The organism is Streptomyces sp. NPDC051563, from assembly GCF_044454225.1.
In the GTDB taxonomy this organism is placed as follows: Bacteria; Actinomycetota; Actinomycetes; order Streptomycetales; family Streptomycetaceae; genus Streptomyces.
Genome location: NZ_JBITDL010000046.1, coordinates 33,815 through 60,640 on the forward strand (window position 1 = coordinate 33,815; position 26,826 = coordinate 60,640).

Here is a 26,826-nt window from a genome sequence, read left to right on the forward strand (position 1 = left end):
CCCCCCGGGGGCCCCCCCCCCCCGCCCCCCCCCCCCCCCCCCCCCCCGGGGGGGGGGGCCCCCCGGGGCCCCCCCCCGGGGGGGGGGGGGGGCCCGGGGGGCCCCCCCCCCCCGCCCGGTGTCGTCCTTGCTCCGGCTACCGGACCTCAGGCACCCAGGTGCCGGGCGAGGAAGGCCACGCTGTCGGCGACGATGCGGTCCATGTCGGGCGAGCCGAGGAAGATGTGGTCGGCCCCCTCCACCGGGGTCAGCACGACCTCGCCCCCGGCCTTCGACAGGGCCGCGGCGAGCTCCTCGCTCTGGCTGTACGGGACCAGTCCGTCCAGGGTGCCGTGGACCAGCAGGAACGGCGGCGGCTCGGAGCCCTCGACCGCGTACGTGACCGGGCTCGCGGCCCGCGCGAGCTCCGGGCTGTCGGCGACGGACGCGCCGAGCAGGGCTTCGTAGGGGTTGGGGAATTCGGCCCCGCCGGGGAGCGGCGGGAACGCCGGCATCGGGTGCTCGGAGAGGGTGACCAGGTCGGAGACCCCGTACCAGTCGACGACGGCGCGCACGGCGGTGTCACCGGCGCCCACTCCGTGCGCACCCTCCAGCACCGCGGCGTCCGGGGTGTCCGCGCCGACGACTCCGGCGAGGGCCGCCAAGTGGCCGCCGGCGGACTCGCCCCAGACCCCGATCCGGTCCGGGTCGACGCCCAGGACGGACGCGAACCGCCGGACGTAGCGGATCGCGGCCTTCACATCGTGCAGCTGGGCCGGGAAGGGGGCCTCCAGGCTGTGCCGGTAGTCGATCGAGACGAGGGCCAGCCCCGCCGCCAGCACGGAGCCGTGCAGCAGCTCGACGGGCACGGTCGGCGGCGGGTAGCGCCGGTCGCCGTCGAGCCAGCCGCCGCCGTGGATCCAGACCACCACCGGGAAGGGCCCCTCACCCGCGGGTACGTGGACGTCCAGCAACCGGGGGCGGTAGCCGGGCGAGGTCGCGTAGGTGATCCCCTCGAAGCGGCGGACCCCGTCCGCGTCCACGACGGCGGACACGGGGGTCCGGAACGGCGGGGGCGGCCAGGTCATGTCCGGCGCATCGATCTCGGCGGGGGGCGATTGCGTCATTGCGGCCCTTCCAATCTGATCGGCCCGGGGGGGGCCGACGGGTCCAGGTGCGGGTCTGCTGGTTCCGCCCCTGCCGCGCGGGCCGTACGGACAAGGCTTCGTAACGTATGTCCGAAATGCTTGCGCGGGCCGGGGAGGAGACCTAGCGTGTTACACGTGTAATCACGACTCTAGCGACGCGTTTCCGCAGACCACAAGAGCACGGGCCGCCCCAGTTCCCCGGCAGTTACACGAGCCACCGCGCGAATGTCGTCGCCTTCCCCTCCGGGAGCACGTCATGCTCACGTCCACACCCCACTCCGCCCAGCCCTCCACCCGGCCTCCCGCATCCGCCGCCCCCGCCACCCCCGCCACCCAGCCGGCCGCCCGGGCCCACGGCTTCGGGCGCTGGACTGCGGAGCCCACCGCGGCGACCGTCCCCCTGATCCGCTCCCGCCTGCGCTCGGCGCTCGACGACTGGGAGGTCGCCGCCGAGATCGCGGACGTCCTCCTGCTGGCCGCGAGCGAGCTCGTCGGGAACGTCGCCCTGCACGCCGCCGGCGCGGGCCGCCTGCATGTCCGGATCTCCCTGCGCGAGGGATGGCTCCAGCTGGAGGTCGCCGACGGCACCCCCTCCCTGCCCCGGCTGCCGCACCCGCGGGACGAGCCGGACCAGGACGCCGAACACGGGCGCGGCCTGCTGATCGTGCACCTGATGGCCGCTGAGGCGGGTGGCCAACTCAGCGTCCAGGCTGACGAGTTCGGCAAGTCCGTACGCGTGCGCGTACCGGTGGCCCGACCGGCGGGTCGAGACCCGGGAGGGGCCTGAAGGGGACGCCCCGGGGGGTGCCGAGACGCCGACGAGGGGTCGCCGAGGAGACGCCCGCGAGGGCCCTGGCGAAGCGATCCGCCTCACACAAATATGGCGAGGAATTGACGGCCGCCATTTTATCGAGATACTTGCCCCATCTCCCCCGCTGCTCCCTGATTGAGGTGCCGCCCCATGGAGCTCTCCCCCTCGGCGCACGCCGATACCTTCTGCCGCGACCGGCTTCCGCCGTTCGACCTCTGGCCCGAACTCCACTTCGACCTGCCGGAGTTGGACTACCCGGACCGGCTCAACTGCGCCCACAGCCTCCTCGACGACGCCGTCGAGCGCTGGGGACCCGACCGCCTCTGTCTCCTCACCGCCGAGGAGCGCTGGACGTACGGCGACCTGCGCCACCGTGCCAACCAGGTCGCCCAGGTGCTCACCGAGGACCTGGGCCTGCTCCCCGGGAACCGCGTGCTCCTGCGCGGTCCGAACAACCCCTGGCTCGTCGCCGCCTGGTTCGGCGTGCTCAAGGCCGGCGCGGTGGCCGTCACCACCGTGCCGCTGCTGCGCGCCGCCGAGCTCGCCGCCCTGTGCGAGATCAGCCGCCCCGCCGTCGCCCTGTGCGACGACCGCTACCTCGGGGAACTCGAACAGGCCGCGGCCCGGGCCGACGGCTCCGCCGAGGACACCGCCCCGCGGGTGATCGCGTACGGCGGCTCCGGCGAGGACGACCTCACCGTCCGCTGCGCGGCCAAGGACGGGGTCTTCACCACCGTGGACACCGCCGCGGACGACGTGGCCCTGATCGCCTTCACCTCCGGCACCACCGGGCGCCCCAAGGCGACCCTGCACTTCCACCGGGACGTGCTCGCCAACGCGGACACCTTCTCCCGGCACGTCCTGCGGCCGCAGCCCGACGACGTGTTCACCGGAACCCCGCCGCTCGCCTTCACCTTCGGCCTCGGCGGGCTGGTGGTCTTCCCGCTGCGGGTCGGGGCCGCCACCCTGCTCGTCGAGACGGCGACGCCGCGGCAGCTGGCCGACCTCGTCGCCGAGCACGGGGTGACCGTCCTGTTCACCGCGCCCACCGCCTACCGCGCGATCCTGGCCGCGGGCGCGGCCGACCGGCTGGCCGGACTGCGCCGCTGCGTCTCGGCGGGCGAACCCCTGCCCGCCGCCGTGTGGGAGGAGTTCCACGCCGCCACCGGGCTGCGCATCATCGACGGCATCGGCGCCACCGAGATGCTGCACGTGTTCATCTCCGCGGCCGACGAGGACATCCGCCCCGGCTCCACGGGCCGGCCCGTCCCGGGCTACCGCGCCGCGGTGGTGGACGCGGACGGGGTGCCCGTTCCCGACGGTCAGCCCGGCCTGCTGGCGGTCACCGGGCCCACCGGCTGCCGCTACCTGGACGACCCGCGCCAGTCCACGTACGTCCGCGGCGGCTGGAACATCACCGGCGACACCTACGTCCGCGATGCCGAGGGCTACTTCTGGTACGTGGCCCGCAGCGACGACATGATCGTCTCTTCGGGCTACAACATCGCGGGGCCCGAGGTCGAGAAGGCCCTCGCCGACCACCCGTACGTGGCGGACTGCGGTGTCGTCGGGGTCCCCGACGAACGGCGCGGGATGCTCGTCAAGGCGTACGTGGTCCTGCGCGCGGGCGTGCCGGCCTCCCCGGAGACCGTCCGCGAGCTCCAGGAGCACGTCAAGGCGGCCATCGCCCCGTTCAAGTATCCGCGTGCGGTGGAGTTCGTCACCGAGCTCCCCCGTACGGAGACCGGCAAGCTCCGGCGCGGCGAACTCCGTGCCCGGGGAGGGGAACCGGCCGCAGCCGCCTCCTCCGGAGCCGCCGCGGCCCCCGACGACGGCGGGTGCGCCGCCGGGTGTCCCGAGGCGCGGGTGCCGGACCTGCCCAGCGTCGTCGTCGAGCGCCGGGTCGAGTGGACGGACACCGATGCGGCGGGCCACTACCACCACTCGACCGTGATCCGCTGGGTCGAGGCGGCCGAGGCCGTGCTGCTGCGCCGCCTGGGCCTGTCGCACCTGTTCGGCAGCACGCCGCGCGTCCACTTCGAGGCCGACTACCGGGCCCGGCTCTGGTTCGGCGAGGCCGTGCGGACCGAATTGCGGGTCACCAAGGTCGGCGCGAGCTCCCTCCACTACGCCTTCACCGTGCACGGCGAGGAGGGGGCGCAGGCCGTCACCGGCCGCATGGTCATCGCCCATTCCGCCGCCCGCGCGACCGGGACCGCTCCCTGGCCTGCCGAGGTCCGCGAGGTCCTCACGAAGGCCGGCCGGCAGGCCCCCGAACTGATCGAGAACAACCGAGGAGGCGCCCCGTGCGCATAGCAGTCATCGGAGGCGGGCCGGGCGGCCTGTACTTCGCCGCCCTGGCCAAGCAGATCTCCCCGCACTGGGAGGTGACCGTCTGGGAGCGCAACTCCCCCGACGACACCTTCGGCTTCGGGGTGGTCTTCTCCGACGAGACCCTCGACGGCATCGCGCAGGCCGATCCCTCCCTCCATGCCGCGATGTCGGCGCAGTTCGCCCGCTGGAGCGATATCGACGTACGTCACCGCGGCCGGACCCTCACCTCCGGCGGGCACGGTTTCGCCGCGCTGGGCCGCCGCCGGCTGCTGCAGATCCTCCAGGACCGGTGCGCCGCCCTGGAGGTGGACGTCCGCTACCGCACGCAAGCTCCGCCGCCGGAGCAACTGGCTGCGGAATACGACCTGGTGGTCGCCTGCGACGGCGTGCGCTCGGCCACCCGGACCGCCTACGCCGACACCTTCGGCGCCGATCTCGACGAGCGCGCGGGCCGCTACATGTGGCTGGGCACCGACAAGGTCTTCGAGGCCTTCACCTTCATCGTCGAGGAGCGGGACTTCGGCACGCTCCAGGTGCACGCGTACCCGTACGACGACACCCGCTCCACCTTCATCGTCGAGATGGACGAGGAAACCTGGCGGCGCGGCGGCTTCGACGGCTCCCCCGGCCTGGACCTGGGTCCCGGCGCCAGTGACGAGGAGGCGATCCGGCGCTGCGAGGAGATCCTCGCCGGGCACCTGGACGGCCACCGGCTCATCCCCAACAACTCCAAGTGGCTGCGCTTCACCACCGTGCGCAACCGCACCTGGCGCCACGGCAACACCGTGCTGCTCGGGGACGCCGCGCACACCGCCCACTTCTCCATCGGCTCCGGCACCAAGCTGGCCATGGAGGACGCCCTCGCGCTGGCCGCCTGCCTGCACGAACACCCGGACGTGGAGGGTGCGCTGGCGTCCTACGAGGACGAGCGCAGGCCGGTCGTGGAGTCCACGCAGCGGGCGGCGCAGGCCAGCCTGGAGTGGTTCGAGAACATCGACCGGTACACCGGCCAGGACCCGCACCAGTTCGCCTTCAACCTGCTGACCCGCAGCCGCCGGGTCACCTTCGACAACCTGCGGGTAAGGGACGAGGAGTTCACCACCGCCGTCAACGCCTCGGCGCCGGTCCCGCCCATGTTCCGCCCTTTCCGGCTCGGCGGCCTGCGGCTGCGCAACCGGATCGTCGTGCCCCCCATCGCCCTGTCCACCGCCGTCGACGGGGTCCCGGGCGACTTCGACCTCGTCCACCTGGGAACCCAGTCCCTGGGCGGCGCGGCCCTGGTCGTCGCCGGGATGACGGCGGTCAGTGCCGACGGGCGCACCGACGCGGGCTGCCCGGGCCTGTGGACCGACGAGCAGGAGGCCGCCTGGCGGCGGATCGCCTCCTTCACGCACGGGCAGTCCGACACCTGCCTCGGCATCCAGCTCACCCATGCGGGCCGGCGGGCCGCCGGGGGGCCGCTCCTGGCCGCCTCCCCGCTGCCCTGGAAGCAGGACGGCCGGGTCCCGCGCGAGGCGACCCGCGCCGATATGGACCTGGTCGTACGGGACTTCGTGCGCGCGGCCGAGCGCGCCGACAGGGCCGGCTTCGACGTCCTGGAACTCCAGTACGGGCACGGCCATCTGATGTCCGGGTTCCTCTCCCCCCTGACCAACCGGCGCACTGATGCGTACGGCGGGCCGGTGGCCGACCGGCTGCGCTTCCCACTCGAAGTGCTGGGCGCGGTACGGGCGGTGTGGCCGGCCGGGAAGGCCCTCCTGGTCCGGGTCTCGGCAGCCGACTGGGCCGAGGGCGGACTCGACGAGGCCGACGCCGTGCACATCGCGCGCGCCCTGGCGGCGGCGGGGGCCGACGCGATCGACGTCTCGACCGGCGAGGTGGTCTCCCACGAGCGGCCGTCCTTCGGCCGGAGCTACCAGACCCCGTACGCGGACCTGATCCGCAATACCACCGGGGTGGCGACGATCGCCGTCGGTGCGATCTCCACCTACGACGACGTGAACTCGGTGATCCTGGCGGGCCGTGCGGACCTGTGCGCGGTGGGCCGCGCCCAGCTCCACGACCCGCTGTGGACCCTGCACGCGGCGGCGGCCCAGGGGTACCGCGGACCGGGCGCGCCGTGGGCCCGGTCCTGGCGGGCCGGCAGTGCCCGGCCGCCGGCCGCGCGCACCGACCGGGTGCCGCCGCGCCTCGAACTGCTGCGGCGGCCCGCCGCACCGGTGCACCAGCGATGGCTGCCGCGCGTCGCCGCGCCGGCCCTCTGAACGGAACGGCCCAAGCCATGCCCATCCGCGAGACCCGGCACACCATCCGCCATCCGAACGAGCTGCCCCGTTTCACCGCGGCCGCCGTCCAGGCCGCTCCCGTCTACCTCGATCCCGCCGCCACCGTCGACAAGGCCGTCGCCCTGATCGCGGAGGCCGCGGGGAAGGGCGCCGAACTCGTCGTCTTCCCCGAGGCGTTCGTCCCCGGCTACCCGTACTGGAACTGGACGATGAACCCGGTCCAGGGCTCGCCCTGGTTCGAACGCCTGCAGCGCGCGTCCGTCGACATCCCCGGCCCGCACATGGACACGCTGCGCGCGGCGGCCCGCCAGTACGGGGTCGTGCTGGTCATCGGAGTCAACGAACGCGCCCCGCACAGCCTGGGCGTGCTCTACAACACGCTGCTGACCATCGGCCCCGACGGCGAACTGCTCGGCGTACACCGCAAGCTGGTGCCCACCTGGGCGGAGAAGCTCACCTGGACCGGTGGCGACGGCAGTTCGCTGCGCGTCCACGAGAGCCCCGTCGGCCCGATCGGCGCCCTCGCGTGCGGGGAGAACACCAACACCCTGGCCCGTTTCACGCTCCTGGCCCAGGGCGAACTGGTGCACGCCGCCTGCTACATCGCCCTGCCCGTGGCACCCACGGACTACGACATGGCCGAGGCCATCGCCGTCCGGACCGCGGCCCACAGCTTCGAGGGCAAGGTCTTCTCCGTCGTCGCCTGTTCCACCGTCTCCCCCGAGATCGTCGACGCGGTCGCCGGTGAGGACGAGGCGGTCCGGGCCCTGTTCGCCCGGCCGCGCAGCGCCCTGTCCGGCATCTTCGGACCCGACGGCCGCCCGGTCACGGAGCCGCTCGTCGACGTAGAAGGCATCGTCTACGCGGAGATCGACCTGAACCGGTGCATCCAGCCCAAGCAGATGCACGACATCACCGGGCACTACAACCGCTTCGACGTCTTCCGCCTCGAAGTGGACAACCGGCCCCGGCAGCCGGTCACTTTTACGGTCCCGCACCCCGCCCTGCCGCACCCCGCCCTGCTGCATCCCGCTCCGCCGCTCACCGCCGCTCCCGAGGAGGACGCATGACCACCGACCAGGACGACACCGCACTCGGCCGGGCCCGGGTCTGCGACACCCCCGAGCTCACCGCCTACTACGGCGAGCTCGAAGCCCTGGAGGCGGGTGCGCTGTGGACGGTGGCCAACGACATCGAGCCCTGGTACCCACAGCCCAAGTCCGTTCCCGTGCTGTGGCGTTACGAGGAGCTGCGGCCCCTCGTGCACAAGGCGCTCGGTCTGGTCCGGGCCGACGACGCGGGCCGCCGCGTCGTGATGCTGGTCAACCCCGGCCGCAGGGACGTCAGTGCCGCCGCCGGTCTCCTCTACACGGGTCTGCAGATCATGGGTCCCGGCGAGGCCATGACCGCCCACCGCCACCAGGCCGCCGCGCTGCGCTTCGTGCACGAGGGCACCGGGGCGTGGACGATCGTGGACGGCCAGAAGCTGAAGGTCGGCCCACGGGACTTCGCCATCACCCCGAACGGCACCTGGCACGAGCACGGCAACGACGCCACGGACGCCCCGGTGATCTGGCAGGACGGCCTCGACATCCCGCTGGTCAACGCCTTGGACGCCGGGTTCTACGAGGTGCACCCCGAGCTGTACCAGCAGCCGGGGAAGGTGGTGAACTCCTCGGTCCTGACCTACGCCGCGAACCTGCTCCCGTACGGCTCCGAGAAGTGGACCCGCCCCTACTCCCCGCTGCTGGCCTTCCCCTGGGAGCAGACCTACGAGGCCCTGCGCGGCCTGGCCTCGGCCACCGAGGGCTCCCCGTACGACGGGGTCATCGCGGAGTACACGAACCCGGTGACCGGCGGCTCGGTCATGCCCACCATGAGCGCCCACATGCAGCTCCTGCGCCCGGGCCAGGCCACCCTGGCCCACCGTCACACCGGGTCGGTGATCTACACGGCGGCCAAGGGGCACGGGGTCTCGGTGATCGCCGGGCAGCGCTTCGATTGGAAGCAGGGCGACGTGTTCTGCGTCCCGTCCTGGGCCTGGCACGAGCACCACAACCTCGACCCGTCCGAGGACGCCTGCCTGTTCTCCTTCAACGATTTCCCCGTCATGCGGTCCCTCGGCTTCCACCGCGAAGAGGCGTACCCGGACAACGGCGGGCACCAGCCCGCCTCCTGAGCCGCGCCGCCGCACCGGACCGCCGGCCCTGACACCGGTCCCGGCGCGGCGGCGCACCCCGCACTGCCACACCCTCTCCCCCACCCGCTCACCCCTCTCCCCTAGGAGCCATCCATGCGACTGGTGACGTACACGACCGCGCCGATGACCGCCACCGCCGACCGTCTGGGCGCCCTGGCCGGCGGCCTGGTGTACGACCTCGCGGCCCTCGCCTTGCACGCGGGCGTCGGACTGCCCACCGACCTGCTCTCCTTCGTCCGCGCCGGCGCCCCCGCCCGCGAGACGGCCGCCCGGCTGCTGGCCGGCGACCCCGCGGACCGGCCCGCCGGGACCGTCCACCGTCTGGAGGACGTCACCCTGCGCGCCCCGCTGCGCCCCGGCAAGATCATCGGGGTGGGGCTGAACTACGTGGAGCACGTGGAGGAGTCCAGCAGGAGCCTGGACACCGACAAGGACCTGCCGCCGCGTCCGGTGCTGTTCAGCAAGCCCGCCACCGCCGTCACCGGCCCCGGGGCGCCGATCCTGCACAACGCCGACCTCACGACGCAGCTCGACTGGGAGTGCGAGCTCGCCGTGGTCATCGGGACGACCGCGTTCCGGGTGAGCGAGGAGGAGGCGTACGGCCACATCTTCGGCTACAGCGTGGTCAACGACATCAGCGCCCGCGACCAGCGCCGGTCGGGCCAGTGGTTCTTCTCCAAGGGGCAGGACTCCTACGCGCCCTTCGGCCCGGCCGTGGTCACCGCGGACGAGGTCCCCGACCCGATGGACCTCGACCTCGAACTGCGCGTGAACGGGGTCACCAAGCAGAAGTCGAACACCCGCCACATGCTGTTCCCCATCGCCCGGCTCATCGCCGACATCAGCTCGGGCATGACGCTGGAGCCCGGCGACGTCATCGCCACCGGCTCCCCCTCCGGCGTCGGGGCCGGCATGGTCCCGCCCGAGTTCCTCGTACCGGGCGACACCGTCGAGGCCACCGTCGAGATCATCGGCACCCTCGCCAACCCGGTCGTCGACGCCCGCTGATCGGCGGGAGCGCTCCCCGACAGCCGCCCCGACACCGCCGCGACACCCGCGACGAAGCCCGCCAAGACGCCCCTGCGACATCCCCGCGACACCCCGCCACAGCATCGAGGAGCACCCGTGCCGCCCCGTACCTACCGCATCGGCCAGATCGTCCCGAGTTCCAACGTCACGATGGAAACCGAGGTCCCCGCGATCCTGCGCGCCCGCATGGAGACCGCACCCGACGACCGCTTCACCTTCCACTCCAGCCGCATGCGCATGACGCACGTGACGCCGGAGCAGCTCAAGGCCATGGACGCCGATTCCGACCGGTGCGCCGTCGAGCTCTCGGACGCGCGGGTCGACGTGCTCGGCTACGCCTGCCTGGTCGCCATCATGAGCATGGGGCTCGGCTACCACCGCGCCTCCGAGGAACGCCTGCACGCCCGCACCGCGGAGAACGGTGCCCCGGCCCCCGTGGTCACCAGCGCGGGCGCCCTGGTCCACGGACTGCACACCATGGGCGCCAGGAAGGTGGCCCTGCTGGCCCCGTACATGCGCCCGCTCACGCAGACCGTGGTCGACTACCTCACCCACGAGGGCATCGAGGTCCTCGACTTCCAGGCGCTGGAGATCCCGAACAACCTCGACGTGGCCGCCCACGACCCGGCCAGGCTCCCCGGCCTGGCCCGCGCCCTGGACTACGCCGACGCGGACGCGGTCGTGCTCTCGGCCTGCGTGCAGATGCCCTCGCTCGGCGCCATCGAGGAGGCCGAGCAGCTGCTCGGCAAGCCGGTGGTGTCCGCGGCGGTCTGCACCGCCCATCAGATGCTGCGCGCCCTCGGTCTGCCGGCCGTCGCCCCGGGCGCCGGCCATCTCCTCTCCGGGGCGTACGCGCAGGCCCCCCTGTCTCCGGGGGCACCGGCCGCGGGGTGACCGGAGGCCACCCGGCCGCCGCCCCTCGATAGGATCACCACCCCACACCACGGGAAGGTGATCATGTCGGACAGCCCCCTCAGGCCCAGCTCGTTGATCAGTACGGTCTACGGGGCCTTCGTGCGCGGGAGCGGCGGCTGGATCTCCGTCGCCGACCTGATCACGCTGATGTCGGAGCTCGGCGTGGAGAGCCAGGCGGTGCGCTCGGCCATCTCCCGGCTCAAGAAGAAGGGCGTGCTGGAACCGGAGCGCCGCGGAGCCACCGGGTACCGGCTGAGTCCGGCCGTGCACCCCGTCTTCGACGCCGGCGACCGGCGCATCTTCGCCAGCCTCGAACCGGCGGACCTCGACGACGGCTGGGCCATGGCCGTCTTCTCCGTACCGGAGTCCGAGCGCTCCCACCGCTACCAGCTGCGTACCCGGCTGACCTGGCTCGGCTTCGGCAACATCGCCCCCGGCGTGTGGCTGGCGCCGGGCCGGCTCCTGGAGGACGCCCGCGACATGCTCGTGCGGCTCGGGCTCAGCGAGTACGTCCACCTGTTCGCCGCCGCCGACTACGCCGCCTTCAGCGACCTGCCGGAGGCGGTCAGCTCCTGGTGGGACTTCCCCGCGATCCAGGCCCAGTACGCCACCTTCACCGGCGCGTACGCACCGGTCGCCGCGAAGCTCGCCGGGCAGGAGGGCATCGACGACGCCGAAGCCTTCCGCAACTACGTGCCGATGCTCACCGAGTGGCGCCGGCTGCCCTACCTCGACCCGGGCCTGCCCGCCGAGCTGCTTCCCGCGGACTGGAACGCCGTGGGGGCCCGGCAGGTCTTCCAGCAGCTGCACGAGGTCCTGGCGGGGCCGGGGCTGCGCCACGTCCAGGAAGTGACCGGGCCTCCCGAGGGGCGCAGCTCCTGAGGGAGCGCTCCCTCAGGAGGACTCGCGGACCACGAGGTCGTTCGGCATGACCACCCGGTCCCTGGAACCGCCTTCGATCAGGCCGAGGAGCAGCCGCACCGTGGCCGTGGCCTGGTCGGCCATGGGGCTGCGCACGGACGTGAGGGCGGGGACGGTGTAGGCGGCGGCCTCGATGTCGTCGAACCCGACGACGGACACGTCCTCGGGGACCCGCAGGCCCACCTGTCGCAGGGTCCGCAGGGCGCCGATGGCCATGAGGTCGTTGGCCGCGAACACCGCGTCCAGCTCCGGATCGTCCTCCAGCAGCTGCCGCATGGCTTCGGCTCCGGAGGCCCGGGTGAAATCGCCCAGCGCCACGATGGAGCGCCGGCCCGTGCCGCGCAGGGCGGCCCGGTAGCCGTCGAGGCGCTCGCGGGACTCGAAGAGGTCCAGCGGTCCGGTGATGGTGGCGATGCGCCGCCGGCCCCGTTCCAGGAGATGGCGTACGGCGAGGGCGGCGCCGGCCGCGTTGTCGAGTTCCACGTACGGCACGTCGGGTGCGCAGGTGCGGTTGAAGGAGGCCACCGGCAGGCCGGTTCTGGCCAGGGCGGCGGGCAGCGGATCGGTGCCGTGCAGGGCGACGAGCATGACGCCGTCCACGTGTCCGCCGGCCACGTACTCCTCGACCCGGGCCCGGCTGCGGTCGGATTCGGCGAGCATGAGCACCACCTGTTTTCCGGCGGCCTCCAGTTCCCTGCTGACGGCGCGGACCACGGTGGAGAAGAGGGGGTCGTCGGAGACCACGCCCTGGGGCGGGTCGGAGACGACCACGGCGACCGCGTGGGTCCTGCGGGTGACGAGGTTGCGGGCGGCGGCGTTGGGCACGTAGCCCAGTTCGCGGACGGCCCGCATGACCACCTCGCGGATCTCGGGGGCGACCGTGGCCTCTCCGTTGACGACACGGGAGACGCTCGACCGGGACACGCCCGCGCGGGCGGCGACCACTTCCAGCGTGGGTCTTCTCATACCGGCCCGTTCCGTTCGGCGGCGCGCCGCCGGGCCGGACCGGCGGTCCGCGGGGGAGCGTTCTCCGGCGATGGTGGACCGGAGCCTGATCGACTGTCAACAGTCCCTGTTTCCAAGGATTTTCTCCGCCGCCCGAGACGGGCGGTCAGGTGTTCGGGATCCTCCCTGGTCAGCCCGGACCACCTCGGGCCGGGCAGGCGGTGAGAGAGCGCTCCACCAGGGGACAAAGCGGTGTCGGCCGTGTTTCCACCCGATGACGGGACACCTTGACAGTCCTCGAGAGCCGCCCCATCCTCACCCCTCAGGGAGCGCTCCCCCACTCTTCGTCCCCGACTCCCTCTCCCCCCTCGTTTCCAGGAGCCGCCGTGCCTCCGACGCTGCGCCGCCTCGGCTTATTCCTCGCCGTCGCGTTCATCCTCCTCACCTTCAGCACCCTCCCCGCCTCCCCCGCCGGCGCCGCCGAGACCCTGCTGTCGCAGGGCAGACCGGTCACCGTCTCCGGCAGCGAACCCGGCTACAGCCCGGCGAGCGCCGTCGACGGGAACGCCGGCACCCGCTGGTCCAGCGCCTTCGCGGACCCGCAGTGGATCCAGGTGGACCTCGGGTCCGCGGCCACGATCTCCCGGGTCTCCCTGAACTGGGAGGCCGCCTACGCCAAGGCCTTCCAGATCCAGGTCTCGGACGACGCCGCGAACTGGACCACGGTCTACGCGACCACCACCGGCGCCGGCGGCACCCAGAACCTGACCGTCTCCGCGACCGGCCGCTACGTGCGGATGTACGGGACCCAGCGCGCCACCGGATACGGCTACTCCCTTTGGGAGTTCCAGGTCTACGGCACCCCCGGCACCGGCAACGGCGGCGGCGACGTGCTCCTCTCGTACGGCAGGACGGGCGCGGCCTCCTCCTCCCAGGCCGACGGGAACTGCTGGGAGTGCACCCCGGCCAGGGCCTTTGACCGCGATCCCGCCTCCCGTTGGGCGACCAGCCCCGCCACCGGCTGGACGGATCCCGGCTGGATCTCCGTGGACCTCGGCGCGAGCGCGCAGATCCACAAGGTGGTGCTCCAGTGGGACCCGGCCTACGCGAAGTCCTTCCAGATCCAGGTCTCCTCTGACGGCAGCGCCTGGACCCCGGTCTACTCCACGACGGCGGGCACGGGCTTCAAGCAGACCCTGACCGTCTCGGGCTCCGGGCGGTACGTGCGGATGTACGGCACCGAGCGCGCGACCCCGTACGGCTACTCCCTGTGGGAGTTCCAGGTCTACGGCACCGGCGGCGCGCCGGTGACTCCGCCGCCGCTCCCGCCGGACCCCTCCAACCCGCCGAGGCTGGTGTGGAGCGACGAGTTCGACGGCCCCGCGGCCGGCAAGCCCGATCCCGCCAAGTGGCGGGCGGACCCGGGCACCGGGCAGAACGGCGAGCTGGAGTACTACACCGACCACCGCAACGCGGCGACGGACGGTGCCGGTCACCTCGTCATGGAGGCCCGCAAGGAGGCCACGCCCGGTACGGGCTGCCCGCCCGACCCGCTGACCGGCAGCACCACCTGCCAGTACACCTCGGCGCGGATGAACACCGGGGCCACGTTCCAGTTCACGTACGGGCGGGTCGAGGCCCGGATCAAGGTGCCCAAGGGCAACGGGCTCTGGCCGGCGTTCTGGATGATGGGCGGCGACTTCCTGACCGGGCGGCCGTGGCCGTACAACGGCGAGGTCGACATCATGGAGGTCCTCGGCAAGGACGTGAAGACCTCGTATTCCACCGTCCACGCCCCCGCGTACAACGGCGGCGGCGGGATCGGCAGCCCGTACAGGCTGCCCGGGGACGCGGACTTCTCCGACGACTACCACGTGTGGGCCGCCGACTGGAACAGCAAGGGCATCGTCTACAGCCTGGACGGGCGGACCGTCTTCACCCTCGACAAGGAGCAGGTGGAGCGCTCCCGCGGCCCGTGGGTCTTCGACCACCCCTCGTACATGATCCTCAACCTCGCGGTGGGCGGTGACTGGCCCGGTCCGACGGATGCCGGCACTCCGTTCCCCGCCCGGATGCTCGTCGACTACGTGCGCGTCTACCAGTGACCGGAAGGGGCCTGCCCGGTCCGCCGCCGGGCAGGCCCCATCCTCCGCTCCTCCGTTCCTCCCTCCCCGCACCCACACCGGCAGGCAAGGAATCGTCATGCGAAAACCCCGTTTCACGCTCCACGTCCTCCTCGCGGGAACCCTGGCCACCGTCCTGGCCGCGAGTCTCGGCGCCACGGTGACCAGCGCACCGGCGCGGGCCGCGGACACGGTGCTCGTCCAGGCCGAGTCGTACGCGGCGCAGTCCGGCGTCCAGGTCGAGACGACCGGCGACACGGGCGGCGGGCAGAACGCCGCGTACCTCGCCAACGGCGACTGGATGCGCTTCGACGGAGTGGACCTGGGCGCCTCGGGTCCGCTGAGCGTCTCGGCCCGGGTGGCCTCCGCGGTCGGCGGACCCGGCTCCGTCGAGCTGCGCACGGGGTCCGTGACGGGCCCGCTGCTCGCGCAGTTCGACATCACCGCCACCGGCGGCTGGCAGAGCTGGGCGACGCGGACCGCCGACGCGGCCACCCACCCCGCCGGTCCGCAGACGGTGTTCGCGGTCCTGCGCAGCAGCGGGGCCGGGGACTTCGTCAACATCAACTGGTTCTCGTTCGCGGCCGGTTCCTCGCCGGGCTGGGTGAAGGTGGACCAGGCGAAGTGGGAGGCCCAGCTGGCCGGGTTCCGCGCGATGACCCCCGCTCCGGTGCCCGCGAACGCGGTCCGGGTGCCGGAGTTCAACGCCACCTGCGTCTACAGCCACTCCAAGCCCGACGACCCGATCGTGGCCCCGGGCCTGCCGGGTGCGTCCCACATGCACAGCTTCTTCGGCAACCGCAGCACGGACGCCTTCAGCACGGCGGAGTCCCTGGCCGCGCACACCGCGACGAGCTGCACCCCGGCCAAGGACCTCTCCAGCTACTGGATTCCGACCCTCTACGACCACGGCAGGGCCGTGGAGCCCGAGGGCATGATCGTCTACTACGGGTCCCGGCTGCCCGACCCCTCGGCGACGGTGCCGTTCCCCCGGGGGTTCCGGATGATCGCGGGCAACGCCAAGTCGCAAGTGCCCACTCCGGCCGGCTCGGTGAACCAGTTCTGGTGCGCGGGCGAGGGCGGGGAGATCGGTCGCAGTACCGACGGCAACTGGCCGGTGTGCGCGCCGAACGCCAAGCTCGTGTACCAGCTCGTCTTTCCCGACTGCTGGGACGGCAAGCACCTCGACAGCCCCGACCACAAGTCGCACGTGTCCTTCACCACCGTCAACGGCACGTGCGGCGGCGCCTATCCGGTGGCCATCCCCTCCGTCTCCTTCGTGATCGGCTACCCGACCGGTGGCGGCCCGGACGGCCTCTCGCTGTCCTCGGGCATGGCCTCCTCCATCCACGGCGACTTCTTCAACGCCTGGGACGACGCGGCCCTGGGGCAGCGCGTGAAGGACTGCGTCGTACAGAGCGCCAAGTGCAACTCCGCCGGTACGTTCTGACCCGGCGGCCCGTGTGGGCACTGCTCGCGGCGCTCCTGATCACCGGCTGCGGGGCGCAGCCGGTGGCCGGGACGCCGCGGGCGGCGGCCTTCAACGCCACCGACGTCGCCTGGATCCAGCTGATGATCCCCATGGACGAGCGGGCGCGGCTGCTGACCGGCCTGGCGCCGGGGCGGGCCGGGGATCCGGCGCTGGTGCGGTTCGCGGAGCGGGCGGCGGACCGGCAGGAGGCCGAACTCGCCCGGCTCCGCGCGCTCCTGGCCTTGTCCGCGGCGCCCGACACCCGCCCGCACGAGGGGCACGACATGCCGGGCATGGTGTCCGCCGACACCCTGCGCCGGGCGGGAGCGCTCTCCGGGGAGGAGTTCGACCGGGTCTTCGCCGCCACCCTGCGCGCCCATCTCACGCAGTCCCTGCTGCTCTGCGCGGGCGAACGCGCCTCGGGCGGGGCCGGGGAGGCGCGGGAGCTCGCCGGGGAGCTGGAGAAGGGCGGTGCGCAGGAGCTGGCCCTGCTCGATGCGGCACGCTCCGACAAAAGTTGAGAATTGTTCACTTTCCATTGACAGGGCGGGTCCGGGGACCCGAAAGTGCCGTGAACGTCCCCGACCGAAGCGAGTCCGCATGTCCGCGTCCGTACCGCCCGCGCCGCCCGTTCCGCGTTTCCCGGCCGGTTTCCGGTGGGGGGTCTCCGCCTCCGCGTTCCAGATCGAGGGCTCCCCCACCGCCGACGGCCGGGGGCCCTCCTCCTGGGACGCCTTCACCCGGGAGGCGGGGCGCGTCAAGGACGGCTCGCACGCGGAGGTGGCCACCGACCACTACCGCCGCTACCGCGAGGACGTGGCCCTGATGGGCGGACTGGGCGTGGATGCCTACCGGTTCTCCGTCTCCTGGTCCCGGGTCATGCCCGACGGGCACGGGGCGGTCAACCGGGCGGGGCTGGACTTCTACGACCGGCTCGTCGACGAGCTGTGCGCCGCGGGGATCGATCCGGTGCCCACGCTCTTCCACTGGGACACCCCGCTCGCCCTGGAGGAGCGGGGCGGCTGGCTGGAGCGCGACACCGCCGAGCGGTTCGCGGCGTACGCCTCGGTGGTCGCGGAGCGGCTCGCCGACCGCGTGCCCATGTGGATCACCATCAACGAGCCCGCCGAGGTGACCCTCCTGGGGTACGGTCTCGGCGAGCACGCCCCGGGCAAGCAGCTCGTCTTCGACGCCCTGCCGGCCGCCCACCACCAGCTCCTGGCCCACGGCTTGGGCGTACAGGCCCTGCGCGCGGCCGGTGCCCGCCACATCGGCATAGCCGCCTCGCACAGCCCGGTGTGGACCGCCGGCGAGAGCGAGGAGGACCGGGCCGCCGCCGCGCTGTACGACACCCTCACCAACCGCCTGTTCGCCGATCCGATCCTGACCGGCGCCTACCCGGACGGCCTGGAGTCCCTGCTGCCCGGACCGGTGGCCGAGGACCTCAGGGCGATCTCGGCTCCGCTGGACTGGTACGGGGTCAACTACTACAACCCGATGCTCGTCGGCGCCCCCGTCCCGGCCGCCGCCTCCGCCTTCGGCGGGATCGAGATCCCCTCCGGGCTCCCCTTCGGCATCCGCGAGATCGAGGGGTACGAGCGCACCGACTTCGACTGGCCGGTGGTGCCGGACGGGCTGCGCGAACTGCTCGCCACCCTGCGCGAGCGCTACGGCGACCGGCTGCCGCCGCTGTACATCACCGAGAACGGCTGCTCGTACGGGGACGGGCCGGACCCGGGGACGGGCCGGATCGAGGACGCCCGCCGGATCGCCTACCACGAGGGGCACGTGCGCGCCCTGCACGAGGCGATGGCCGAAGGGGCCGACGTCCGCGGCTACTTCATCTGGTCGATCCTGGACAACTTCGAATGGGCGGAGGGCTACCGCCAGCGGTTCGGCCTGGTCCACGTCGACTACGAGACCCTGGCCCGGACCCCCAAGGAGTCGTATGCCTGGTACCGCGACCTGATCAAGAGCGGCAGGTGACCGCCGGGCCGAAGGCCGCGACGGAGGAGGAGACCGGCACACCGCCCGGCGGCCGGTGGGTGAGCGCGCTGTCCCTCGCCAACCTCGGGGTGTGGGTCGGCTGGTTCGGCCCGCTCCAGCTGCTGCTGGCCCGCCAGGCCGAGCACCTCGCCCCGGACCACAAGGCCTCCACGCTCGCCCTGGTGACGGGGCTGGGAGCAGCCGTCTCGATGGTCGCCAATCCCGTCTTCGGAGCGCTGTCGGACCGTACGACGGCGCGTGCGGGCCGCCGCATCCCCTGGGTGGTCGCCGGGGTGACGGGCGGGGCGGCCGGCCTGGTGGTGCTCGGGCTGGCGCAGAGCGTCGCGGTGGTGATCGCGGGCTGGTGCCTGGTGCAGCTCGCCCTGAACGCCGCCTTCGCCGCGCTCACCGCGGCCGTCCCCGACCAGGTCCCGGCCCGGCAGCGCGGGCTGGTCGGCGGCTGGCTCGGCGTCTCCCAGGTCATCGGGATCCTGGTGGGCACCGCGCTGGCCACGGTCGCGGGCGGGATCACCGCCGGCTACCTGGCCTGCGCGGCCTTCTCGGTGCTCGCGGCCGTGCCGTACGTGCTGATGCGGCGGGATTCGGTGCTCGCCCCCGCTGCCCGGCCGGCCTTCCGCTGGCGCGGTTTCCTGACCGGCTTCTGGATCGACCCGCGCCGCCATCCCGATTTCGGCTGGGCCTGGCTGACCCGGTTCCTGATGAACCTCTCGTACTCGATCAGCACGATGTACCTGCTGTACTACCTGACCGACGCGGTGCACTACCGGGGCGACGCCGACACCGGCGTCCTGGTCCTCACCGCGCTCAACGCACTCACCCTGCTCTCCACGGTGGTGATCAGCGGCGTCCGCTCCGACCGCAGCGGCCGCCGGAAGTCCTACGTCATCCGGTCGGGGCTGGTCATCGCCGCGGCCACGCTGCTGCTCGCCGTCTGGCAGACCTGGACCGGCGCGGTCGTCGCCTCGCTGATCCTGGGCCTCGGTTTCGGCGTGTACACGGCGGTGGACTTCGCCCTGCTCACGGACGTGCTGCCGACCGCCGAGGACCGGGGCAGGGACCTGGGCGTGATCAACATCGCCAATGCGCTGCCGCAGGTCCTGGCCCCGGTGATCGCGGCCCCGGTCGTCACCCACCTCGGCGGGTACACGGCCCTGTACGCACTGGCGGGAGCCCTGGCCCTGGCGGGATCGCTGCTGGTCAGGCGCATCCGCTCGGTCGCGTAGACCTCCGCGGGCGTCCGTGGGCGTACCAAGGCACCGGGGCCCGTCCACGTGAGCCCTGGCACATTTCTCACCCTTTTGGTCCGATTTAGACCAGACTCGTATGGTTCGGATTCCGAAGCGACAGGGAGAGACATGCGACGCGCCCACGGCCGCAAGGCCACCACGCGGATCGCCCTGATATCGGCCGGTACGGCCGCCGTACTCGGCCTCGGCGGCATCACCGCCGGCTCCGCGGCAGCCCTGGGAACGCCCGGCCCCGACAGGACGGCCACACCCACGGCAGCGCCCACGGCAGCCGACAGGGCCGCCACCCCGGCACCGGCCGGGCAGCAGGTCCTCTCCACCTTCACCGTCGCCTATCCCGCCGCCCCCTACCGCACGCACAACATCGCGCGCGCCGTGGAACTGATCAACGGAGCCGTCGTCGAGCAGGGCGACATCTGGAGCTTCAACAAGGCGGTGGGCGAGCGGACCCTGGAGAACGGCTTCGTCGACGGCATCATGATCAACGACGGCCGCTACGTGAAGTCCCCCGGCGGCGGGGTTTCCGCGGTCGCGACGACCATGTACAACGCCATGTTCTTCGCGGGCCTGAAGCCGGTGGAGCACGGGGCGCACTCCTTCTACATCGAGCGCTACCCGGAGGGCCGCGAGGCCACCGTCGCCTGGGGCACCCTCGACCTGCGCTGGCAGAACGACTCGGGGCACCCCGTGACCGTCCGGGCCTCGTCCACCGCCAACTCGGTGACCATCACCCTGCTCGGCACGAAGCAGTACGACGAGGTCCGCGCGACCAAGGGCCCCCGCACCCACATCACGCCGCCGGTGAAGCGCACCGTCACCGGCCCCACCTGCGAGCCGCAGACCCCGCTGGAAGGCTTCGACGTCTCCGTCGACCGCGTCTTCGTCCGGGGCGGCCACGAGGTCGGCCGCGAGACGTTCCGTACGCACTACACCCCGCGCGACGAGATCGTCTGCGCCCCGGAGTCCCCCACGGCCACGCCCGGCACACCGACCCCGGCCCCGACCCCGTCCACGGGCACGGGCACGGGAACGAGGCCTGCCGAGTCCGGCCCGGCATCCGCGCCTTCCGCCCCCGCCCCCGTCTCCCCCGCAGCCTCGGCCTCCCCTTCGGCCTGAGCCTGAGCACCTGCGGCCCCCGAGCCCAAAATTCGTCTGCGGATCCCTACAACCCCCGAGCCCGGTCGCGAGTCAAACCCCCCGACAAGATCGAAGGCGTGCACAGCAGCAGAAAAAGGGGGGCCGGTGCGCAATCGCCGACTCGTAGTGTCAGCCGTCGCCATCGCCGCGGCCGGAGTGGGTTTCGTACCGGGTGCGGCGAACGCCGCCGATCCGGTGCCGCCGGGCGCCCAGGGGCTGATCCAGCCGGGCTTCGACGTGAAGAAGGCAGGGCGGGCCGAAGCCCGGAAGTTCGCCAGTCCGGCCGGCAAGGCGGTGCGGTCGACGCTGCGCGGCTCCGGGGCCAGGGCCTCGGCTCCGCAGGGCGCCGACGGGAACCCGGGCCTGTCCCTCGTCCTGGGTGCCGAGGCCACCTCGGCACACGGGTTCCGGCTGGTCACCACCATCGGGAGCGCGGACGTCTCGCTCAACGTCGTCATCGACTGGGGCGACGGGACCTCCGACCAAGCCGACGCCTTCGGCGACGAGGTGCTGACCACCGACCACGTCTACGCGGAGGCCGGTGAGCACCAGGTCACGGTCTCGGTGAGCGACCCCGTGAACCAGGCCCGGATCGTCAACGAGCTGCCGCTGCTGGCCGTGGGCTCGGACTTCACCCCGTACGGGCCGACCCGCCTGCTGGACACCCGCAACGGCATCGGTGGCACGGCGGCCAAGGTGCCCGCGTACAAGGGCGTCCGCGTGAAGGTGGCCGGAAACGGCAAGATCCCGGCCGGAGTCACCGCGGTGGCCCTGAACGTGACCGTCACCAATGCCCGCAGCGGCGGCCACGTGATCGCCTTCGCCTCGGGCCGCGAGCGGCCGGCCACGTCGAACCTCAACTTCGCCCCCGGCCAGACGGTGCCGAACCTGGTGATCGTTCCGGTCGGCAAGGACGGCTTCGTGGAGCTGTACAACGGGGGCTGGGACTCGATCGACCTGATCGCGGACGTCACCGGCTACTTCAGCCGGACGCAGGCCAGTGGCTACACGCCGAGCGCTCCCGTGCGCATCGTCGACACCCGCGAGGGCCTGGGGCGGGGCGGCAAGCGGGGGCAGGTGGCGGGCCAGGGATCCTTCACGATCCAGTTCCCGCGGGGTCAGTACACGGCCGTCGCGCTCAACGTGACCGTCACCAACCCGCGCGACGCCGGTCACCTGACGGCCTACCCGGGCGACCAGCCGGCGCCCACCACCTCGAACCTGAACTTCCTCGGCGGGCAGACGATCGCCAACTCGGTGATCGTCCCGGTCGCCGCCGACGGATCGGTGACCATCCGCAACGGATCCTGGCAGCCCGCCGACGTCGTCGTCGACATGGTCGGCAACTACAGCACGGACAGCTCCGGTTCCCTCATGACGCTCGACGAGCCGGGCCGTGCCGTCGACACCCGTGCCGCGAACTCCGACGGCCCGGTCCCCGCACGCGGCTACTACGCCTTCCCGTTCTCCCCGGACGAGCCCGGCATTTCCGGCTACGTCCTGAACACCACGGTCACCAACACGCGCGGCCCCGGCTTCCTCTCGGTCGCTCCGGACCCGAACTCGGTGGCCGACTACGAGAACGGCACCAACATCTGGCCCGAGAGGCCCGTCTCCTCGACCTTGAACTGGACCAAGGCCGCGACCGTCCCGAACCTCGCGCAGGCGGGCTCGGGGGCCAACGGCATCGTCGACTTCTGGAACCAGGGCTGGGAGCCCGCAGACCTGATCGTCGACATCTTCGGCTACTACGAGACGAACTGATCTGCGTGCGCCGCCGCTCCGGGAACGGCCGCCGGGCCGTTCCCGGGGCGGCCGCGCCACACGCCACACCACACACGACACGCAAGGGGGCCCCTGCGCCATCACCGATGCATCGTCTCCGCCGCCTTGGCGGCGGCCTCCGCCGGGCTCGTGCCCGGCGGGTCACCGGGTCACGGCACGATCAGGATCTTGCCGCGCACCTCGCCCCGGTGGAGCCGGTCGATGGCGTCCGGGGCCTCGGCGAGGCGGCAGGTGAGGTGGACGGCCGGGGACAGGGTGCCGTCGCCGACGTGCCGCCCCAGGATCTTCAGGTCGGCCTGCCGTTCCGCGGCGACGAAGCCCTTCAGGCCCTGACGGACGAAGGGGTTCAGCAGGGCCGCCCACAGGATCCGGCCCATGCCGCCCAGCCAGGGGCCGCCGCCCTCGCCGCCGACGATCACGAGCGTTCCGCGCGGGGTCAGGGCGCGCCGGAGGTGGGACAGGGCCCGGTTACCGGCGGTGTCCAGGATGAGGTCGTAGCGGCGGACGCCGTCCGCGAACTCCTCGCGGGTGTAGTCGATGACCTCGTCCGCGCCGAGTTCCCGCACCAGCCCGGTCTTCGCGGTGCTGCACACTCCCGTGACGTGCGCCCCGTACGCCTTCGCCAGCTGGACCGCGAAGGTGCCGACCCCGCCCGCGGCCCCGATGACCAGGACCCGCTGCCCCGGCCGTACGCGCCCCGCGTCGCGCAGCGCCTGGAGGGCGGTGAGGCCGGAGATCGGGAGGGCGGCCGCCTCGGCCAGGGGCAGTCCCGCGGGCCTGTGCGCCAGCTTGTCCTGCCGGGCGGTCGCGTACTGCGCGAAGGAGCCCTCGCAGATGCCGAACACCTCGTCGCCCACCCCGAAGCCGCTCACCCCCTCGCCGACCGCCTCGACCCGCCCGGAGACCTCACGGCCGCGCACGGGCACCTTGGGTGCACGCAGCCCGTATCCGAGGAGCCGCAGCAGGTAGGGCTTGCCGGTCATCAGGTGCCATACGCCCGCGTCCAGGGCGGCGGCCCGGACGGCTATGAGCACCTCCCCCGGGCCCGGTCCCGGCGTCTCGACGTCGCGGAGCTCCAGCACCTCGCTGGAGCCGTACGCGTTCTGCACGATCGCCTTCACGGCGCCGTCCCTTCCTCGTCTGCCTCGTCCGCACCGTTTCCGTACTGGAAGACCTGTTCGAGCGGTACCGCGAAGACCCGGGCGATCCTGAAGGCCGTCTCCAGCGAGGGCGAGTAGCGGCCCTTCTCGATGGCGATGACGGTCTGCCGGGTCACCCCGATGCGCTCCGCCAGCTCGGCCTGGGTCATCTCGCCGCACGCGAAGCGCAGGGTCCTGATCCGGTTCGTGATGCCGGTCGGCTTCACCACGACTGGAACCCCCAGCGGTAGGCGGCGAGCTTGACGGCCGAACCGAGCACCGCCGAGAGGACGAAGCCCAGGTAGAGGGCGTTCGAGATCCAGAAGCGGTCCGCGCCGGCCATCGACAGGATCAGCGCGGTCACGGCGCCGATGACGAGGAAGGACTGCCCGGCGTGCTCGCCGAGGCGGCCGATCTCCTTGTCCCGCTGGTCCTTGACGTCGGCCTCGCCGGGCTTGGCCACCGCCACCGCGATGTTGAGCAGGATCGCGCCGGCGATGGCGCCCCCGACCGTCCAGAGCAGCGCGGAGACGTAGGGGACCGATGTCAGGGGGACCCCGCCGCCGGACCGGCCGAGGACGAGGGCCAGGTAGACCGCGTACCCGACGATCGCGACCACCCCCATGATCCATGCGCGCTTCTCTTCGAAGGCCACGGCCCGCACCCGCTCCCATGTAGAAGAACTTTGACATCACGAAGGTAAAAGAATCCATACCTTGTGTCAATCATTTCTTACATTCGACTGACAGGGGTCCCGTCCGGGCCTCGTGTCACCCGGGCGCGCGGCCCCGCTGGCATCACGGCCGTACCCCGGGCTTGCTGGACGAATGAGACCAGAAGCACCGGGGACGCCCCCGGCACAGAGCCTGAGCACCCCCAGGGCGGCGGGGCTCGCGGGGGTCCTCTTCGCCGTCCTCATGGCGGCGGCGATCGTGCTGGCCCGGATCGGCCTGCCGGAGGGAGGCGGCGCGGCCGACCTCGAGGTCACTCCGGGGCAGCGGGACGCGGTCACCACAGCGCTGGAGCTCGTACCCTTCGCCGGCATCGCCTTCCTGTGGTTCATGGGCGCGCTGCGCGAGCACTCCGGCGAAGCGGAGGACCGGTTCGTCACCACGGTCTTCCTGGGCAGCGGGCTGGTCTTCGTCGCCAGCCTCTTCGGCGCCGCCGCGGCCGCGGGGACGGTGCTGGACGCCGACGCGCCCCAGGAGTTCGGCCGCCACTTCGCCTACACGCTGCTGACCACCTACGGGATGCGGATGGCCGCCGTGTTCGTGTTCGCGACCTCCACGATCGGCCGGCGGCTCGGGGTCTTCCCGCGCCCGCTGGCCCTGACCGGGTACCTCGCCGGTCTGGTGCTGCTGGTGGCCGGCTCCTCCCTGCCCTGGTCCGAGCTGGTCTTCCCGGCATGGGCCCTGCTCGTGAGCGCGTACATCCTGCGCTCGGGCCGGGGCCGCCGCCGGCCCGCCCGCCGAGGGGCGAGCGCACACCACTCCGATGGCGGTACCTGACGCGCTCCTTAGCACCAGCGCGCGCACGCTGGTTCGGAAAGCCCAGGGGGGCGCCGAAAGGACCACACCTTGCTGAGGCTCGTCGTCGATCTCAACCGGTGCCAGGGATACGCACAGTGCGCCTTCCTCGCCCCCGACGTCTTCGCGATGCACGGGGACGAAGGGCTCCTCTACGATCCGCAGGCCGAGGACGCCCAGCGCGAGCGCGTGGCCCAGGCCGCGGCCGCCTGCCCCGTGCAGGCGATCCTCGTGGACGATCTGGACCTGGCCGCCACCGCCCCCGCCCCCGCCCGCTCCGGTGCCAGTTCCGGCTCCGGCTCCGGAGGGGAGGCCTCCGATGGCTGACACCGCCCTGGACCAGCTCAAGCGCTCCGGCCGGATCGTGGTCGCCGGCGCCTCGCTGGCCGGCCTGCGCGCCGCCGAGGTCATCCGCGAGAAGGGCTTCGCCGGCACGCTGACCCTGATCGGCGACGAGCCCCACGAACCGTACGACCGGCCCCCGCTCTCCAAGCAGGTGCTGCTGGGGAAGGCCGACGCCGAACGCACCCTGCTCCCCCGGCGGCGCGACATCGACGCGGAATGGCGCCTCGGCGTCGCGGCCACCGGCCTCGACATGGCGGCCCGTACGGTCAAGCTCGCCGACGGCGAGGAGGTCCCGTACGACCGGCTCCTGATCGCGACCGGGGTCCGCGCGCGGCCCTGGCCGAACGAGGCCGAGGGCGAGCTCGGCGGAGTCTTCACCCTGCGCACCCGCGAGGACGGGGCGGGCCTGGCCCGTGCCCTGGCCGCGGGACCGCGCCGGGTCCTGGTCATCGGCGCCGGGTTCACCGGCTCCGAGATCGCCTCGGCCTGCCGCGAACGCGGACTGGAGGTCACCGTCGCCGAACGCGGCAACGGCCCCCTGGTCGGCGCCCTGGGCGGGGTGATCGGGGCCGTGGCCGCCGAGCTCCACCGGGAGAACGGCGTGGACCTGCGGACCGGCATCTCGGTGACCGCCCTGGAGGGCGACTCCACCGGCCGGGTGCGCGCCGCGCACCTCTCCGACGGCACCACGCTGGAATGCGACGTGGTGGTCGTCGGGCTCGGCGCCCAGCGCAACACCGAGTGGCTGATGGGCTCCGGACTCGGGGCGGGTCCGCGCGGCATCGCCTGCGACGCCGGCTGCCGGGCCTTCGACCTGCGCGGGATCGTCACCGACGACATCTACGTGGCGGGCGACGTCGCCCGCTCCCCGCACGCGCTGTTCGGCTACCAGTTCCTCTCCCTGGAGCACTGGGGCAACGCCGTGGCGCAGGCCGAGACCGCCGCGCACAACATGATGAGCGAGAGCACCGACCGCCGCCCGCACCTGTGGGTGCCGGCGTTCTGGTCCTCCCAGTTCGGGGTGAACATCAAGTCCGTCGGCGTCCCGTCCATGGGCACCGAGATCATGATCACCCAGGGGTCGCGGGCCGAGCGCCGCTTCACCGGGGTCTACGGCTACCAGGGCCGGATCATCGGGGCCGTCACCTTCGACAACGGGCGCTGGCTGCAGTTCTACGAGAAGCAGATCGAGTGCACGGCGCCGTTCCCGCCCCCGTTCACCACGGTGGACCGCCGCCCCGACGGGCAGCGGCCGATCCCGGCCGACTTCCCGGACCCCTCGGTGCCGACGCACGGCCCGACCATCACCCTCAGCGGGTACTCGCCGGCAGACCGCCGGATCGCCACCTTCACCCCCGCCGGGCACTGACCCGCACGTTCCCGGAGGAATCTCAATGATCGTGTCAAGCCGCCTGCGTGACTGGTGGGGCGGAGGTGAAGAGCCTTTTGTCACGCAGCATCGCCCAGAGCACGTCGATC

At 72.6% G+C, this 26,826-nt stretch carries 22 protein-coding genes and 2 pseudogenes; 19 read left to right on the forward strand and 5 right to left on the reverse strand.

Annotated elements, in window-relative coordinates; genetic code table 11:
• Positions 1-146: 146 nt before the first annotated feature.
• On the reverse strand, positions 147-1,106 hold the full coding sequence (locus ACIA8F_RS36445; protein WP_399385329.1) for an alpha/beta hydrolase fold domain-containing protein: 960 nt from the start codon (positions 1,104-1,106) through the stop codon (positions 147-149).
• 277 nt (positions 1,107-1,383) lie between these two features.
• Between ACIA8F_RS36445 and ACIA8F_RS36450 the strand changes: the two genes are divergently transcribed.
• The 9 genes and pseudogenes from ACIA8F_RS36450 (at position 1,384) to ACIA8F_RS36490 (ending at position 11,583) form a co-directional block, all read left to right on the forward strand.
• The gene (locus tag ACIA8F_RS36450) at positions 1,384-1,914 is read left to right on the forward strand and encodes an ATP-binding protein (protein ID WP_399385330.1); all 531 of its coding nucleotides are present in this window, start codon (positions 1,384-1,386) and stop codon (positions 1,912-1,914) included.
• 174 nt (positions 1,915-2,088) lie between these two features.
• Positions 2,089-3,717: pseudogene (locus tag ACIA8F_RS36455) on the forward strand (AMP-binding protein); the annotation flags it as partial.
• 183 nt (positions 3,718-3,900) lie between these two features.
• Positions 3,901-4,254, forward strand: a pseudogene (locus tag ACIA8F_RS36460) (acyl-CoA thioesterase); the annotation flags it as partial.
• A complete protein-coding gene (locus tag ACIA8F_RS36465) occupies positions 4,245-6,536 on the forward strand; it encodes an FAD-dependent monooxygenase (protein WP_399385331.1) in 2,292 nt (763 codons plus the stop codon). The pseudogene ACIA8F_RS36460 and the gene ACIA8F_RS36465, both read left to right, overlap by 10 nt.
• Positions 6,537-6,553: 17 nt before the next feature.
• Positions 6,554-7,627: a carbon-nitrogen hydrolase family protein gene (locus tag ACIA8F_RS36470; RefSeq protein WP_399385332.1), complete on the forward strand. Its 1,074-nt coding sequence runs from the start codon at positions 6,554-6,556 to the stop codon at positions 7,625-7,627.
• Positions 7,624-8,736 carry a cupin domain-containing protein gene (locus tag ACIA8F_RS36475; RefSeq protein WP_399385333.1) on the forward strand — a complete coding sequence of 371 codons (1,113 nt, stop codon included), beginning with the start codon at positions 7,624-7,626 and terminating at the stop codon, positions 8,734-8,736. The genes ACIA8F_RS36470 and ACIA8F_RS36475 overlap by 4 nt, the downstream gene beginning before the upstream one ends.
• A gap of 114 nt (positions 8,737-8,850) precedes the next feature.
• Positions 8,851-9,765, forward strand: coding sequence for a fumarylacetoacetate hydrolase family protein (locus ACIA8F_RS36480; protein WP_399385334.1), 915 nt, complete (start codon positions 8,851-8,853; stop codon positions 9,763-9,765).
• A gap of 171 nt (positions 9,766-9,936) precedes the next feature.
• The gene (locus ACIA8F_RS36485; RefSeq protein WP_399385349.1) at positions 9,937-10,680 is read left to right on the forward strand and encodes an Asp/Glu racemase; all 744 of its coding nucleotides are present in this window, start codon (positions 9,937-9,939) and stop codon (positions 10,678-10,680) included.
• A gap of 63 nt (positions 10,681-10,743) precedes the next feature.
• The gene (locus tag ACIA8F_RS36490; RefSeq protein ID WP_399385335.1) at positions 10,744-11,583 is read left to right on the forward strand and encodes a PaaX family transcriptional regulator C-terminal domain-containing protein; all 840 of its coding nucleotides are present in this window, start codon (positions 10,744-10,746) and stop codon (positions 11,581-11,583) included.
• Between the two features lie 12 nt (positions 11,584-11,595).
• On the opposite strand, the gene ACIA8F_RS36495 is transcribed toward ACIA8F_RS36490, so the two are convergent.
• A complete protein-coding gene (locus tag ACIA8F_RS36495) occupies positions 11,596-12,588 on the reverse strand; it encodes a LacI family DNA-binding transcriptional regulator (protein WP_399385336.1) in 993 nt (330 codons plus the stop codon).
• Positions 12,589-12,953: 365 nt separating this feature from the next.
• Between ACIA8F_RS36495 and ACIA8F_RS36500 the strand changes: the two genes are divergently transcribed.
• The 7 genes from ACIA8F_RS36500 to ACIA8F_RS36530 all read left to right on the forward strand — a co-directional run bounded on the left by ACIA8F_RS36500 (position 12,954) and on the right by ACIA8F_RS36530 (position 22,316).
• Positions 12,954-14,672: a discoidin domain-containing protein gene (locus ACIA8F_RS36500; protein WP_399385337.1), complete on the forward strand. Its 1,719-nt coding sequence runs from the start codon at positions 12,954-12,956 to the stop codon at positions 14,670-14,672.
• Positions 14,673-14,769: 97 nt separating this feature from the next.
• On the forward strand, positions 14,770-16,140 hold the full coding sequence (locus ACIA8F_RS36505; RefSeq protein WP_399385338.1) for a DUF1996 domain-containing protein: 1,371 nt from the start codon (positions 14,770-14,772) through the stop codon (positions 16,138-16,140).
• Positions 16,116-16,682, forward strand: coding sequence for a DUF305 domain-containing protein (locus tag ACIA8F_RS36510; RefSeq protein ID WP_399385339.1), 567 nt, complete (start codon positions 16,116-16,118; stop codon positions 16,680-16,682). The genes ACIA8F_RS36505 and ACIA8F_RS36510 overlap by 25 nt, the downstream gene beginning before the upstream one ends.
• Before the next feature lie 79 nt (positions 16,683-16,761).
• The gene (locus ACIA8F_RS36515) at positions 16,762-18,147 is read left to right on the forward strand and encodes a GH1 family beta-glucosidase (RefSeq protein WP_399385340.1); all 1,386 of its coding nucleotides are present in this window, start codon (positions 16,762-16,764) and stop codon (positions 18,145-18,147) included.
• Entirely contained in the window at positions 18,144-19,391 is a 1,248-nt protein-coding gene (locus ACIA8F_RS36520; protein ID WP_399385341.1) for an MFS transporter, read from the forward strand. The genes ACIA8F_RS36515 and ACIA8F_RS36520 overlap by 4 nt, the downstream gene beginning before the upstream one ends.
• Positions 19,392-19,523: 132 nt before the next feature.
• A complete protein-coding gene (locus ACIA8F_RS36525) occupies positions 19,524-20,531 on the forward strand; it encodes a VanW family protein (RefSeq protein ID WP_399385342.1) in 1,008 nt (335 codons plus the stop codon).
• A 126-nt stretch (positions 20,532-20,657) separates the two neighbouring features.
• Entirely contained in the window at positions 20,658-22,316 is a 1,659-nt protein-coding gene (locus ACIA8F_RS36530; protein WP_399385343.1) for a PKD domain-containing protein, read from the forward strand.
• Between the two features lie 170 nt (positions 22,317-22,486).
• On the opposite strand, the gene ACIA8F_RS36535 is transcribed toward ACIA8F_RS36530, so the two are convergent.
• Genes ACIA8F_RS36535 through ACIA8F_RS36545 form a run of 3 tightly spaced genes read right to left on the reverse strand, consistent with a single transcriptional unit; the run spans position 22,487 to position 24,131 of the window.
• Entirely contained in the window at positions 22,487-23,458 is a 972-nt protein-coding gene (locus ACIA8F_RS36535; RefSeq protein WP_399385344.1) for an NAD(P)-dependent alcohol dehydrogenase, read from the reverse strand.
• The gene (locus tag ACIA8F_RS36540; protein ID WP_399385345.1) at positions 23,455-23,706 is read right to left on the reverse strand and encodes a helix-turn-helix transcriptional regulator; all 252 of its coding nucleotides are present in this window, start codon (positions 23,704-23,706) and stop codon (positions 23,455-23,457) included. The genes ACIA8F_RS36535 and ACIA8F_RS36540 overlap by 4 nt, the downstream gene beginning before the upstream one ends.
• The gene (locus tag ACIA8F_RS36545) at positions 23,700-24,131 is read right to left on the reverse strand and encodes a hypothetical protein (RefSeq protein WP_399385346.1); all 432 of its coding nucleotides are present in this window, start codon (positions 24,129-24,131) and stop codon (positions 23,700-23,702) included. Before ACIA8F_RS36545 ends, ACIA8F_RS36540 begins: the two co-directional genes overlap by 7 nt.
• A 172-nt stretch (positions 24,132-24,303) precedes the next feature.
• Between ACIA8F_RS36545 and ACIA8F_RS36550 the strand changes: the two genes are divergently transcribed.
• The 3 genes from ACIA8F_RS36550 to ACIA8F_RS36560 all read left to right on the forward strand — a co-directional run bounded on the left by ACIA8F_RS36550 (position 24,304) and on the right by ACIA8F_RS36560 (position 26,716).
• The gene (locus tag ACIA8F_RS36550; RefSeq protein WP_399385347.1) at positions 24,304-24,984 is read left to right on the forward strand and encodes a hypothetical protein; all 681 of its coding nucleotides are present in this window, start codon (positions 24,304-24,306) and stop codon (positions 24,982-24,984) included.
• A gap of 72 nt (positions 24,985-25,056) precedes the next feature.
• A complete protein-coding gene (locus ACIA8F_RS36555) occupies positions 25,057-25,329 on the forward strand; it encodes a ferredoxin (protein ID WP_399385350.1) in 273 nt (90 codons plus the stop codon).
• Complete coding sequence (locus ACIA8F_RS36560; RefSeq protein WP_399385348.1) at positions 25,322-26,716, forward strand: NAD(P)/FAD-dependent oxidoreductase; 1,395 nt, start codon at positions 25,322-25,324, stop codon at positions 26,714-26,716. The genes ACIA8F_RS36555 and ACIA8F_RS36560 overlap by 8 nt, the downstream gene beginning before the upstream one ends.
• The last annotated feature ends 110 nt before the right edge of the window (positions 26,717-26,826 follow it).